The organism is Erythrobacter sp. S249, assembly GCF_057364975.1.
Window position 1 is genome coordinate 1,477,008 of record NZ_CP200287.1, and the last position, 13,255, is coordinate 1,490,262.

Below are 13,255 nucleotides of genomic sequence, written 5' to 3' on the forward strand. Positions count from 1 at the left end.
CGCCCCGTGATCTCCTCACCAATCGACATTTCAATTCTGGTCGTGGCCTTCAATTCGCGCGGCTGTATTGATGCGTGCTTGGACTCAATTGAGAGGGCTGGTGGGCGGGCCCGCGTTGAAGTCCTGCTCGTCGACAATGGCAGTGACGGGACTGAGCAACACGTCTCCGAAGCTTTCCCGGATGTCACAACCATAGCCAGCGAAGGCAATGTCGGATTTGCGCGAGCGAACAACCGTTTGGCCCAGCACGCGAAGGGGCAGTATCTGCTGCTGCTCAACCCAGATGCTTTTCTTCAGGAGGGCGCGCTCGATGCGCTGCTGGACGGCGCCGCGCGCTACCCAGAAGCCGGTGCATGGGGCGGCATCACGCTCGATAGCGACGGCCAGCCCGACTTTGGCAATTCCATTCAAATTCCGTCCTTGCGCGGGTTTCTATCGAGTATGCTGGGCCTCACGGGGGCGAGTTATGAGTCCTCTTCAAGTATTACGAGCGACCGGCCAGCAGATGTTTTGTCCGGCGGATTCTTCATGATCCGGCGCGACCTTTGGGAGAGGATGAGCGGCTTGGACGAGCGTTTCTTCCTGTATTGCGAAGAAGTCGATCTATGCCTGCGTCTGAGTCAATGCGGATACGGCTTAAGGCAAATTGCCGAAGCAAAAGCGCACCACCAAATCGCTCATGGGAATTTTCAGTCGCCCCTCCGACGCCTCTATCAAGCCGCTGGGACCATGGAATTCCTCAAGAAACACTGGCCTTTGCCCAAGCGGATCATCGCCGCTGTATTGATCTGGAAGGCCGCGCTGTTGCGGGTAGTCCTCGGCGCGCTTTTGGGTTGGTACAGCGACCGGCTTGCCGCTGCAGGCAAGGGGTATCGCCACGTTGCACTTCGGCCAGGCCTGTGGCTGCGCGGCTATGATCCGAAGTCAGGCCTAAAGGCTAGGCTCGATGGGGGCGCATTGGCCTAGCAAAAGCAATAGTGTGCTGAGAAAGCGATACGGAGATGCCAAGCAAGGCGAAAAACCAAACCTGAGGCGATAACCACAAGGCCACCGAAAACACGCCTAGGCACGTTACCGACAAGGCAATTGCAGCGCCGCGCATCGTGTTCTGATCAACGCTCGCCAAAGGCACGGAATTACGGGCGAGGCCAACCACAGCAATCACGACCGCCAGCAATGCGAGGACGGGAGCCATGACCCCGTGCCGCATCGCCAAGACCAGCCAGTAATTGTCGACCGATGGCGGCATCCAGCGTGGCCGGGCCCAATCGCCAAAGCCGATCCCGAACAGCGGATTTTCGACCACCGTCTTAATGCCTTCATCCCAAATGAGCAGGCGAAAGAAAGCTGTTTGATTGTTAAGAGCTGCGAACCGGGTGATCAGCTTTACAACGCCCGACTGACTGGCCACCTCCAGAAAAACAATTACGGCCAGCAATCCCAAAAGCGCAAGCCGCCAGCTGACCATGCTTGTGCGGGAAATCATAAAATTTGCCGCAACCAATGCGAGGCCCGCGGCAAGCACCAAGAACGCACCGGAGCTGAACGTGAACACGCAGCACAAGCCTCCAAACAGACCGAGCCACAAGGGCCAGCCACGCAGGCCAGCCACCAGATAAAGCGGCAAGAAACTGCCCAGAAAAATCCCGGCGAGTATTGGATGCGGGAACGGCCCCTGCGCGCGCATCAGGCCGAGCCGGATCGACGGTTCAAGTTCATGGACTTGTCCAGTAATCGCACTCGCAGCGGGCATGACCAGATGCGTCTGGAGAAGCGATTCAGCCCCAGTGAAAAGTCCCGTGACTGCCAGCCCGGGCGCAACAAGAACCAGCAGAATGCGCAAATCCTTGAGCGAACGAAGCGTGGTGCGCAGCCAGAAATAGGCGATGATTATGTCCAGGATCAAAGAGCCAGAGGCCTGCACCGCTTGGTCCAACCCCATGGTCACAATAGAGGATATGGCGATCCAAACCCCGAGCGCGGCGACGACATAATCGGCCGCGCAAAGCCTGAGGTGGCCCTTCAGAACGTCACGAAGGATGAAGAATACCGCGCCGATCAGGAACAATCGATAAGGCGGCAGCAGCAATGTGCCGACGCTAAAATTGAACGGCAGCGGGATCAGCAGACAATAAACCAGCGCCGCCGCGCCAAAGATGCGCCATCGCTCAACCTCATAACCCCGCACCATCTGCGGCGCAGTCACTGAGTTGATTAGCAAGGCTGTAGAATTTTCCATTGGGATATTGTGGCGGCTTCCTTTGACCTTTGAACAATGCACTACGTCGATTGCCCAAGCCTACTGTGCATCACCGCGTCCGCTCTTGCCAGACCCAAGTTCTCGCACCGCAATTTGCACCGCGAGCACCTCTACTCGCAAACAACTTTCCTACATGTTCTATTTATGTTCTTATCCTCGGACAGTTTCATCCAACGCGAATCCGAGGACATCGAAATGCAACAAGACCCGTTCCGCAACCAAGCCGACAGCCCAATGGCGCCAGCTGAATATTGCTTTGAAATCACACCCAGCGACACAGACGATCTGATGTGCGCAACCAAGGCGCTTTACATTGGCGAAGGCGGTGATCTGGCCGTCACGTCGGTCCGCGCCGATGCCCCAGTCGTCTTCACCAGCGTTCCATCAGGCAGCATTATCGATGTCCGCGCTCGGAGAGTCAGCGCATCCGGCACGACAGCAGCGAACATTATCGGACTGGCCTAATGGGGCGCGTCGGATTTGGCTTTGGCTCGGTTGCGAGGCTGCTAAACGCAGCATCCGCATCGAGCAAAGCGACCATCATCCCGGGCGAAAATTGGACCGGAGCAGCGGGCAGCGGGTTTGCATCCACGCCCGCTGATACAGCTCGGACAACCGCCAAGCCGGTGCTGCGTCTCATCACTCCGCCCAAGCAACGCTTTTCCAGCAATCTTACGGTCGGCGTGCGGGCGGCGGCGAACAATTCTGGCACTTTGTTCGACACAGACGGCCTGTCGTTTGTCCGCGTCCACTATGAAGGCAACATCGTCGATATTGCCGCACCGAGCGTGCGTAACCTCGTTGACGCCAATGGTATCACCAAATGCTATTGGGGTTGGTGGTGTGAGCTCGAATACAGCGGCAATGGCGCAGCCGATGTGTATTTTGAGGCGGTCCCGACCGACACCAGCATGCAAAGCCGCGTGATCGGCCCCTACACCTTTCATCCGAATGACGAGGAGTGGGAACTCGACTTTACCGTCAATCCCGACTTGCCGCTTTCGGCCACGAATTATCACGACATCAATCCGGCCATCAATGCGATGAAGCAGCAAGGTGCATCCGGTGCCTTGCGGGTGCAAATTGAGAAAGCCGGCGATTACGCACTGACAGACCGCAATTGGAACAGGGGCGCGGAGGCTGAATGGCTTGTCGTGGAAGCCACTGTTCCCGGCGTTCGCTTTTCCCAAGACCTGCAAGCGGACGGCACGCTCAGCTTCTTCCGCCCCCGCTTTGAGCCAGTTTGCTTTCGCCGCTGCGAATTCGATTTTGCTGGATCGAGCGAGTATTATTTTGAGCCTGGATGGGCGCGGAACAATTGGTTCGATGGCTGCATCTTGACCAACAGCAATGGCCGCAATAACGCCCCGCTAAAAGTGCCTCGCAACACGCTGGCCTGGATATTGCGCGGTCGGCATTGGATCACCGAATGCAGTTTCAGCAATTTGGCAAACTGCGCGACGGGTCAGCATCTGGTTCGCGGATGCGAATTCAACCAGTGCTGGTCCGATCTCGCAAACGGCACATATGCCTTTGTTGGCAACACCGTACAGGATTTCGACGGCAGTTATTTCCGTGACGGCATGGCTGCTTTGAGCGTCGAATACACCGGGTCTGCTGGAAGCGCGACCATCGCAGCGAGCGGTATTGGTCCGAAAACCTTCACCTTGCGAGAAGATGGCGCAAGCATCGGGACGTTTGTGACTGGAACCGACAAGGCCGCGTTTCTCGCCGATACCAATTATACGGTTCAAAACCTAGCCGACTGGATCAATGCGCAGCCCGGTTGGAGCGCGGCCGTGCTGGACAATCGCTTTGCGGCTTTTGGACTGTGTCTGGATAGCGGCTCTCCGCAGGCCGTCTTTGGTCAGCAGGATGTAAAGTCAGCGCCGCTGGTCTTGCATACAAAGTTCGACATCCATGCCGATATCTATCAACTGAGCGGCAATTCAGCGATTGAGAATATCATTATCGCAGAAAACCGGATGTGGGATATTGATGCGCAGAACATCTTCCTGACCGCACCCGGCGGGTTCAGCGACGTGATGATCGTGAACAATGCGTTTGAGAACTTCCTAAGCAGCGGCGCGCAAAGCCAGTTCAGCTCCGCCCACAGCCATGTGATTATCGCGCACAATTCCATGGCGAGCCAAACAATCACCATGCGCAGCGACAGCACGTTCAACCCCGACGTATACTGCCTGATTGCAAACAACGTATCGCAAGAATTGCGTTGGGGCGGCGCGGCGGATCCCGATCCAATTGTTGCTGACAATCACGTACATGCCGGATCGTCACCTCCAACAGGGGCAAACGGGACGTCAATCGGCGGCAACTTTGGCTCGCTTTATGTCGATGCCGACAATGGCGATTTCACCCCTGCCGGTGATCTTCTGATCAATGGTAAGAGCCCAGTGCTGCGCGGCGATTTGAACTGCGCGAAACGCTCGACCTATGGAGCGGTAGGCGCTGTCGGAAAGTCGATCTTTGGTTGAGCCTCGCGGGAGGCAAAGAGAGCCGGAGCTGTCCCAACGCTCCGGCTCTCACATCGCTTAATCTTGCGTAGAAGTGCTCAGCGAAGACCAGTTTCGCAGCATCACCAGCAAAACCGCGCCGATCCACAAGACTTCGAAAAAAACCTGGATCATAGCCGCACCAACGGTGCCGTGTTGTTCAATCATCCAAGGGGCAGCGAGCAATGCGATCAAGGCAAAGAGATTGCATTTCAGCATCGCCCCTGGTCCAATTTTGACAATTGTTAGCGCCCTCAACCCTAGGGTCGTGAGACTCACGCAAATCGCGAGCACGAGCCAGTTTAGGGTGGCTGCGGCGGGTACGAATTCCGGCCCTGCGACAAGTTCAATTATTGGCACACCCAGCCAATAGACCGCTACCAAGGCTGCTGTGGAAGCGAATAGTCCGAATGCGGCAATCACACCCGCCAATCTCAGCGGACTTGTTGCGGTTGGCATTTCTCGAAATACGGCTTCGAATGCGGCGCGGTAGAGCATTTGCATCAGTGAGGCGATCCGGTCAGCCACGGCATAAATGCCGACCATGGAAGTGCCGGCAACCGAGCCCAACAACACAATCATGCCGCGCTGCCTCACCGCACCCACAGCGCCCGACAGCCCGGTCGGCAGGCAGAACTTCAATACCTCAAGAGTTTCACCGCGGGCCGGCCGCTCTGGCACACACAATTGCCATACCTTTGCAAGCAGAACTGCGTTCGTGGCCACAAAGACCAGCGCAAAAGCAATTAAATACGCGTCTATCGGAACTGCAACGTGCCAAAACACCGCGGCAACGAGCAGGCTAACCGCAGCGGCTCCTGATCGGACGATCGCCAAGTAATCAAAGCGATCGTGCTTGCGCAAAATTCCGGTCATTGGGTCAGACGTTCGAAACAGCTGCGATCCGATCAGCACAATCGCGGCCCAGCCGCCCTCCCAATCCAACCACATCAGAGCGCCGAGGCCAAGCAGCACTCCAATCGCCGCCGCCAGCAGATTTAGGATCAACGCCGCGCCCAATATTCGGCTCTCTCGACCTTCGGACAATGCTAAAACTGCCTGCCACAGTTGCATGCCAGCCAAAGCCTCTAACATCATTGTAAGAGCCAGCAGTGTAGCCAGCGTGCCAAGGCCATCGACGCCGAGCGCCCGGGCGTTGAAATACATGGCCGCAAACCCGAACACGGCAACCGCGCCGAGCGATACCAGTGACCAGCCTGCATTTTTGCGTATTCGTTTCCAGACCGTCACGGCGCTATCGGCCAATTAGCTCGAAAAAGCGCTGGGTTATATGCTGTGCGCGGCCAAGCTCATCATTGCTCAACCCCTTCAATTCACGCTTTGTGGTCGCCTCCTTCAGTGCGCCAAGCGCCCGCATCTCGCAATCGAAACCCCACTGGTTCAGCCGTTCAATTATAGCACCATCATTTGCGACCATGCTGGCTAGATCATGCACCATATAGCGGTTAGGCTCGCTTGCCTCGATATGGTCCAGCAAGCATTGATTGTAATATATCCAGGCCTCCAGATAGTCGCTGCGCAATTGCTCAAACCACGCCTCACTGCGGGATCGCATCGCCCAGTAATAGGCCTTTCGCCAACCGCGATGGCCAGTCTCCGCATGGACACGTCGTTCCCGATCCAGCAATGAAGACACGACTTCTTGAAAGGGGCGAAACAAGATCAGCGCAAAGGGATCAAGCGCCTCGCGATAGAAAGGCAGGAAGAGGCAAGTGCGCGGTTCCTTCCAGCCAAAGCACTTATTGGACCTTCGCTTCCGCTCCAGAAGAGCGTGGCCTTCTTCGGCCAGTTCGCCTTCGATCTTCATCGCGCGATAAGCGGATGGATCAAATGAGCGCGCGCCCCAATCGGCCATGCCATTCTTGGACAATCCATGCACCGCCAAAACTTTGGTATGAAACGTCAAAAATTCGACATCTTCATAGTGCCCATGCTCATTGCCAATCCCAGCGCCTAACGTGGAGCCGCCCATATCGATCCCGCAATTGGCCAGCCACCGCGCGGCCAGCGAAGTGTAGGAGCGATGCATGCCCAGCACTGCTAATGATGGCAAAGACCAAGCCCCCTAGCCAAGAATACCGCCCTACCCGCAAAACCGTCTAAGCTATGGCGCTTCATAGCCCGCTTGCCTAGCAATGTCCCGCGCGTCGGCTTGCAAATAAGGACCGCGCGATTTTACTTTCCGCCGCCTCCACTGTGCACGCCAAAGCGCCAGCGGATTGTTCGACAACGCACAAATAGAGGTGTGAATTGGCAGATTTTCTCGCCATTTTTTGCGGGCGTAGTGATAAGCATCACTATAGCCTCCACCAAGCGAGACAATTGGCCGATTGTTATGAACCACGGGCAGCTCCACCGCCCAAGCCGTTCTGCCAGCCGCAATCGCGCTCTGCGCCAGATCCGTCCCGTAAAGGTGGAAATGCGGCAAATTAGAATCGAATTGGAAACCCGGCTCTCGGCGCAAGATCAAGACCAGCTCGTCAAATGAACCGACTTGTACTGGGGCAAAGCCGCTAGATCCTAGCTCTTTTCCCATCGTCACATCCCAGACCCGGCCGATATGCTCCCCGTTAGGACGAACTCCATAAGGACCTGCCGCCATCCAATCCGGTGCGCTCTCGCTCAGAGCATTGAGCGCCGCGACGGCACGCTCCAGCCAGCCCTGCGGCAAGTACACATCCTGGTGAGCAACGACACAAATGCCCCGCGAGGTTTTGGCTAAACCCTGATTATAGGCGTCCGCCATATTGCTCGCGCCCCGGATCTCCGTGATTGGCAAAGCGCCGCTCGCAACATCCGGAGACCGCTGCAAGCATTCACTGAGTATCTCATCATTATTGACCGCCACGATCAGGCAGAAATCATCGGAACTCAGCGCTGAATTCGGGGCTTGCTGCATCGCTTCACTCAAACCGTCAGCAAAGGGCACCACCATGCCACAGATAGCGAATCAATCAGATAGATCACAATTACATAAACACATCAGCAGATACAAATTTATGCCCTAGCTACCACTTAGAAGATGCCTTTGTGGCTGATAGTCATGGGATCAAAACTCCAAGTACTGGGGAAATTACTCTGTGCTTTTTCTAATTAGATTAATTACAGAGCCACCTTTCAAGGTCAACGCACAACAATTAACTTCTAGCGATTTAGCATTACAATCAACGCAATTTGAACCAGCAAGCACACCAATAATTATTCATCGGACTTGGTGGTTAAGCGGCAAAACTTCATTAAAATGAAAAATAATTGATCGGATTTCTCAAATTTGTAAGATAGAGAAATTTACAAATTTGAACCAAATTGATAAAAATATTTGGATGATAAAGAGAACCAGACCATGGCGCCAACATTACGAGATCAATTAGCGGCTTTCGCAGCCGGTATTACGTTGTTTTTCGCGCCATTTTCAACCCACGCCAATACAAGGGCTGGTGATTACTCTGTCTGCTGTACTGGATTGGCGGCTGGATCTGCGCTTGAGGACGGCGTTGATGAGAGTTGGATTGCTGAGGGTACAGATCGCAGCGTACTATGGCTAGCGCTGTTGGGCGGTGTGGGAGCAATCATCGGCATCCTGATCATTCAAGAAGATGGTGGTCAAGAACAGCGCGGTGATGGAGGCCTCAATCAATCGCCAGGGGCCAATTGAAGCGGGCCCTTTGATCGCCTCCCATGCGCGCTGATCGCATTTCCCAACAATCAAGCGCCTTTGCGCTCGCTGCGCTACTGACTCTCGCGGTGATAGCTGGTGGAGGCGGCGTCAGATACGCTCTGGCAAACCTGGCCGTACAACTTGCCGCCCTCGTTGTGCTTGGCGTGCATCGCCGCGCGTTTGCGGAGTTCTGGAGCACGGCGCCAATTGCCCTTAGCGCTCTTGTTGGTGCTTGCCTCTTGCTTCCGATTGGGCAACTCATTCCTCTACCGCCAGGAGTTTTAGAAGTCTTACCCGGCAGGGAGTTGGTGCTCAAAGCGCACTCGCTAGCCGGGGTGAACATCTGGTTTCCCATGAGCGTTGACCCGGCCAGAACGCTTGTAGCGATTGCAGGTCTGATCTTGCCACTCACCGTGCTGATTGTCGCTTATCGACTTTCGCGGCACCAATTGATCTGGATCGCCTGGGCGTTGGTGGGCTTGGCTCTGACCAGCGTATTGCTCGGAGCGATCCAAGTCGTAACGCAAGGTCAGAGCGGACTGCTCTATCCGGAAAACCCAATGCCTGGCGTCCTGTTCGGGACCTTTGCCAATCGCAATTCGGCTGGCTTGTTTCTGGTCTCCGCCCTTGCGCTCGCCGCGCTGCTGCCCGCTCCGCTGAATACCTCAAGACTTACCGTCTGGCGCGCGACCATCTGCTTGCTGTTGATCACTGCCATTTTGCTCACCCGCTCTCGCACCACCATAGTTCTGGCCGCCTTGCCGCTCGCAATGTTGTTTGCGAAGACTCTGGGCACAAAGTTCAGCAAGGCTCAGGAAAACCCAAGCAAAAGACGTCATCTCCTGAAGAAAGGGACGGTTGCTCGCCTGGTATTTGCGGCGTTAATCGCTGGCCTTCTCGCCTTTGCGCCCGGGCGGATAGGCGACAGCATCGACCGCTTCGATGCCAGAGAGGACGCCCGCAGCTACATCTGGGAAGATGCCACCTACACCGCGGGCCGCTATTGGCCGATCGGATCGGGCATGGGTACGTTCGACGAAGTTTTTCAGCTGGCCGAATCTCTAGAGAACCTCACGCCCCGCCGCGCAGGCCGCGCGCATAATGACTATTTGGAAGTCGCAATTGAAGCTGGTTTTGTTGGTGTCTTTCTGATCGCGATGTGGCTCATTTTGATTGCTTCGATGTCATGGGTAGCGCGGCTATCAGCGCAAAAATGGTTCGCCTGGAGTGGAAGCGCGATCCTCGCTAGCATCGCATTTCAATCATTATTGGACTACCCACTTCGAAACCAGACCATGCTGGGAGTGGCTGCATTTGCGGTCATCCTATTGCTGCGTTTTGGCAAGGCGCATCAGGAACAAGAGGCATGAAGCAAGCACTTTGGATCATAGCTCTTTTGCTCATCGGCCTAGTCACCATAGGAGCGCAGATTGACCGGCAGGCCCGCGTATCAGGCGATCTCGCTGCTCACGTTCCAGCTCCATTCCGGGCCTTCGCGCAAGAACGGCTAACCACTCGCGCCCTCGCAGAAGGTACGCCCAACCAAGCACTGGCCGAAGCCCGGCAGCTAGTAACGCGCCGCCCAATCGCTGCTGAACATTTGCGCAATTTGGCCATCGCCCAAGCTCTTAGTCAAAATGACGCAGCGAGCATGCGGACCCTGCAAGCCGCCAGCCGCCGCGGCTGGCGCGACCCGATCACACAGGAAGCAATCTTGAGACTGGCTATCGAAACGGAAAACCACAGCGAAGCCGCAAGACGATATGCCGCTCTCATAGCCATGCCAAACACGTCAGACGCTCTGCTTACTGAACTGGGTGAGGCAGCCTTGAGTACACCCAAAAGTCGCACAACCTTTGCGACTGTCTTGGCTCCAGCCAAACGCTGGCACAGCACTTTCCTTCGGCGCGGGCCAAGGAACCTGACGCCGCCGATCTTTGTGGAATTGATTACCGAGGCACAAGCTCAGGGCGCAGAGTTTGATTGCAAGCAATTGAAGCAGGCGGAGAGGGTTTTGAATGACGAATCAAATACTCTAAAGCTGCGCCCAAAGTTCGCGGTCAACGATAATTGTGTGAAGTGAATGGTGCCCAGAAGAGGACTCGAACCTCCACATCCTTGCGAATACTAGCACCTGAAGCTAGCGCGTCTACCAATTCCGCCATCTGGGCACACCTGCTCGCGGCGCTGCAACAGCGTACTCGCGGTGAGGGCGGGCCAATAGCGATGTGCGCGCCCTGCTGTCAACGCCAATACGCATGCCAGGCCGCCTTAGTGATCGTGACGCTTGCAGTGGTGCGCGGCTTAGGACATGGGGAAGCGAGATTATTCAAGGCTGGGAAAGCACAGGCAAATGGCCAAATCAGACCTCTTTCAAGACAAGCTCGTCACCGTTTTTGGCGGCGGCGGCTTTATCGGCAACTACGTGGCGCAAAGCCTGCTGGAGCGCGGCGCGCGCCTGCGCATTGCGAGCCGCAATCCTGAAAATGGGTTTTCGCTCAAACCGCTCGCCAATCTTGGCCAGTTGCAATTCGCCCGGTGCGACATCACCAAAGAGGCCAGCGTGGCCGCTGCAATTGGTGGGGCGAGCTATGTGGTCAATTTGGTTGGTACGTTTGATGGCGACCAGTCCAAGGTCATGGGCGAAGCGCCTGGGACAATGGCCAGGCTCGCCGCACAGGCAGGCGTGAAAGCCTTTGTGCATGTCAGCGCGATTGGACCTGATGCCAATTCCAGCGCCGAATATGCGCGGGCCAAGGCCCAGGGCGAAGAGAGTGTTACAGCCGCTTTTCCAAAAGCGACCATCCTGCGCCCATCGATTCTCTTCGGGAAAGACGACAATTTCCTCAATATGTTCGGTTCAATGATTGCGAACCTCCCGGCGCTCCCTGTCTTTGCTCCAGAGGCGAAATTGCAATTGGTGTTTGTCGATGACGTAGCCGAGGCGGTCCTACGCGCGCTCGAGAATCCGGCCAAGCATGGCGGCAAAATCTTTGAGCTTGGCGGCCCAGAACAGCTCAGCATGATGGAAATTAATCAGCGTATTGCCGCCGCTCAGGGACGGACGCGCAATTTCATCGCCATGCCGGATGGCGTCTCAGCGCTGTTTGCGGCCCTGCCCGGCACACCAATGAGCCGGGATCAATGGACATTGCTGAAACTAGGATCTGTTACTTCTGGCGATTATCCAGGTTTCAAAGAGCTGGGCATTGAACCCAAGCCACTCGGGCTGTTTCTGGACAAATGGATGGTTCGCTACCGGAAGTTTGGCCGATTTGGCCTCAGCAATGAGCGCGCCTCAAACTAATCAGCCGGGCTCTCCATCGGCTCCAGATGGCGACCCGTTTTCGATCGCATGAGCGATCTCAACCAGCAATACCGCCCCTTCGCTGCCAGTAATGCGGACACGTTGCCCAACATCTAAATCGGGGCCGCGGGCTAGCCATTCGCTGTCGCCGTGCTTGATCCGGCCAGAGCCGCCCTCAAACGCTTGGGTTACGACCGCGCTCTGACCGACCAATTGCGCGCCGCGATGGTTGAGCATCGGATCAGCGCTCACGATAGGTTGATCCCGCAGAAAACGCCGCGCGCTGAATACAGCGATCAAAGACAGCGATACAAAGATCACAATTTGGCTGGGTAGTACGAGATCAAGGCCGAATGTCAGAAACCCTGTGATGATCGCTGCGACGGCCAGCCAGATGAGATAGACGCCTGGCACCAGCATTTCGAGCGTAGCCAAGACTAAGCCGAAAGCGACCCAGATCCAATGCGGATCGAAAGAACCCCAATCGTCCATTATTGGTCGCCTGTGCGCGGCACGCTGGCGCGAGCGCGCGATTGCGGCAAGGGCGCTCCCGCCCTGGTGGTAACATCGCCTTCGGCTGGGGTTACGGCCTCGCGCACCAATTCACCGATCCCGCCAAGTGAACCGATGAGCTGCGTTGCCTCAACCGGGAACAGGATCGTCTTGGCGTTGGGGCTATCGGCAAACTTACCGACGGCTTTCGTATATTCTTGTGCGATAAAGTAGTTGATCGCCTGGCTGCCGGAAGAAGCGATAGCATCGGACACCATCTGGGTCGCTTTTGCCTCAGCTTCGGCGGCGCGTTCGCGCGCTTCAGCATCGCGGAATGCGGCTTCTTTCGTGCCTTCCGCTTGCAGGATGGCGGATTGCTTGTCGCCTTCAGCGCGCAGGATGTTGGATGCACGGTCACCTTCTGCCTCTAGAATTTCCGCGCGCTTAAGGCGCTCCGCTTTCATTTGTCGGGCCATCGCCTCGGAAATATCGCGCGGCGGGCGAATATCCTTGATCTCCACGCGCGTGATTTTGACGCCCCACGGTGAGGTCGCATGGTCCACCACACTCAGCAGACGTGCGTTGATCTCATCGCGCTTTGACAAGGTGCCATCCAAGTCCATCGAGCCCATAACAGTACGCAAGTTCGTAGTAGTCAGTGCCATGATGGCCCCGTACAAATTGGACACCTCATAGGCCGCTTTGCCAGCGTCCAACACTTGGAAGAACACAACCGCGTCCACGCCAACCATCGCGTTATCTGCGGTGATGATTTCCTGCCCCGGAATATCGAGCACTTGCTCCATCATATTCACTTTGTGGCCGACACGATCGATAAACGGATAGATGATGTGCAAGCCTGGCTCAGCGGCCAGGTGAAACTTGCCTAGCCGCTCAACGGTGTAGACATAGCCTTGCTTGACCACTCGAACAGCGAGCACCAAAAACACAACAAGCACCAGCACGAGTGCAATGAGCACGAATTCCATTCCTAAACTCCCCAC

The 13,255-nt window shown here is 56.2% G+C and carries 13 protein-coding genes and 1 tRNA gene; 7 read left to right on the forward strand and 7 right to left on the reverse strand.

Translation table 11 applies throughout. The features are described 5' to 3' along the window. The first annotated feature begins 6 nt into the window (after window positions 1-6). On the forward strand, window positions 7-966 hold the full coding sequence (locus AC0V6V_RS06930; RefSeq protein ID WP_486166262.1) for a glycosyltransferase family 2 protein: 960 nt from the start codon (window positions 7-9) through the stop codon (window positions 964-966). Here AC0V6V_RS06930 and AC0V6V_RS06935 read toward each other — a convergent pair. Further along, a complete protein-coding gene (locus AC0V6V_RS06935; protein ID WP_486164703.1) occupies window positions 938-2,239 on the reverse strand; it encodes an O-antigen ligase family protein in 1,302 nt (433 codons plus the stop codon). The two genes, AC0V6V_RS06930 and AC0V6V_RS06935, sit on opposite strands and share 29 nt — an antisense overlap. A gap of 216 nt (window positions 2,240-2,455) precedes the next feature. On the opposite strand from AC0V6V_RS06935, the gene AC0V6V_RS06940 reads away from it, so the two are divergent. Both AC0V6V_RS06940 and AC0V6V_RS06945 read left to right on the forward strand, forming a co-directional pair. After that, on the forward strand, window positions 2,456-2,725 hold the full coding sequence (locus tag AC0V6V_RS06940; protein ID WP_486164704.1) for a spike base protein, RCAP_Rcc01079 family: 270 nt from the start codon (window positions 2,456-2,458) through the stop codon (window positions 2,723-2,725). Further along, a complete protein-coding gene (locus AC0V6V_RS06945; protein WP_486164705.1) occupies window positions 2,725-4,755 on the forward strand; it encodes a hypothetical protein in 2,031 nt (676 codons plus the stop codon). The genes AC0V6V_RS06940 and AC0V6V_RS06945 overlap by 1 nt, the downstream gene beginning before the upstream one ends. 57 nt (window positions 4,756-4,812) lie before the next feature. Here the strand turns inward: AC0V6V_RS06945 and AC0V6V_RS06950 are convergent, their stop codons facing one another. The 3 genes from AC0V6V_RS06950 to AC0V6V_RS06960 are packed head-to-tail and all read right to left on the reverse strand — an operon-like array spanning window position 4,813 to window position 7,693. Then, window positions 4,813-6,024: a lipopolysaccharide biosynthesis protein gene (locus AC0V6V_RS06950; RefSeq protein ID WP_486164706.1), complete on the reverse strand. Its 1,212-nt coding sequence runs from the start codon at window positions 6,022-6,024 to the stop codon at window positions 4,813-4,815. A gap of 4 nt (window positions 6,025-6,028) precedes the next feature. Further along, the gene (locus AC0V6V_RS06955) at window positions 6,029-6,847 is read right to left on the reverse strand and encodes a hypothetical protein (protein ID WP_486164707.1); all 819 of its coding nucleotides are present in this window, start codon (window positions 6,845-6,847) and stop codon (window positions 6,029-6,031) included. A 51-nt stretch (window positions 6,848-6,898) separates the two neighbouring features. After that, window positions 6,899-7,693, reverse strand: a complete 795-nt coding sequence (locus AC0V6V_RS06960; RefSeq protein WP_486166263.1) for a glycosyltransferase family 2 protein — start codon at window positions 7,691-7,693, stop codon at window positions 6,899-6,901. Between the two features lie 420 nt (window positions 7,694-8,113). On the opposite strand from AC0V6V_RS06960, the gene AC0V6V_RS06965 reads away from it, so the two are divergent. The 3 genes from AC0V6V_RS06965 to AC0V6V_RS06975 all read left to right on the forward strand — a co-directional run bounded on the left by AC0V6V_RS06965 (window position 8,114) and on the right by AC0V6V_RS06975 (window position 10,535). Further along, window positions 8,114-8,449 (forward strand): hypothetical protein, encoded by a 336-nt coding sequence (locus AC0V6V_RS06965; RefSeq protein ID WP_486164709.1) that lies wholly within the window; start codon window positions 8,114-8,116, stop codon window positions 8,447-8,449. A 311-nt stretch (window positions 8,450-8,760) separates the two neighbouring features. Beyond that, window positions 8,761-9,822: an O-antigen ligase family protein gene (locus AC0V6V_RS06970; RefSeq protein ID WP_486164710.1), complete on the forward strand. Its 1,062-nt coding sequence runs from the start codon at window positions 8,761-8,763 to the stop codon at window positions 9,820-9,822. Then, the gene (locus AC0V6V_RS06975) at window positions 9,819-10,535 is read left to right on the forward strand and encodes a hypothetical protein (RefSeq protein ID WP_486164711.1); all 717 of its coding nucleotides are present in this window, start codon (window positions 9,819-9,821) and stop codon (window positions 10,533-10,535) included. Before AC0V6V_RS06970 ends, AC0V6V_RS06975 begins: the two co-directional genes overlap by 4 nt. 1 nt (window position 10,536) lies before the next feature. Here AC0V6V_RS06975 and AC0V6V_RS06980 read toward each other — a convergent pair. Then, a tRNA-Leu gene (locus tag AC0V6V_RS06980) sits at window positions 10,537-10,623 on the reverse strand. Window positions 10,624-10,805: 182 nt separating this feature from the next. On the opposite strand from AC0V6V_RS06980, the gene AC0V6V_RS06985 reads away from it, so the two are divergent. Beyond that, window positions 10,806-11,759, forward strand: a complete 954-nt coding sequence (locus AC0V6V_RS06985; protein WP_486164712.1) for a complex I NDUFA9 subunit family protein — start codon at window positions 10,806-10,808, stop codon at window positions 11,757-11,759. On the opposite strand, the gene AC0V6V_RS06990 is transcribed toward AC0V6V_RS06985, so the two are convergent. After that, on the reverse strand, window positions 11,760-12,251 hold the full coding sequence (locus tag AC0V6V_RS06990) for an NfeD family protein (RefSeq protein WP_486164713.1): 492 nt from the start codon (window positions 12,249-12,251) through the stop codon (window positions 11,760-11,762). Continuing rightward, entirely contained in the window at window positions 12,251-13,240 is a 990-nt protein-coding gene (locus AC0V6V_RS06995) for an SPFH domain-containing protein (RefSeq protein ID WP_486164714.1), read from the reverse strand. The genes AC0V6V_RS06990 and AC0V6V_RS06995 overlap by 1 nt, the downstream gene beginning before the upstream one ends. Between the last annotated feature and the right edge of the window lie 15 nt (window positions 13,241-13,255).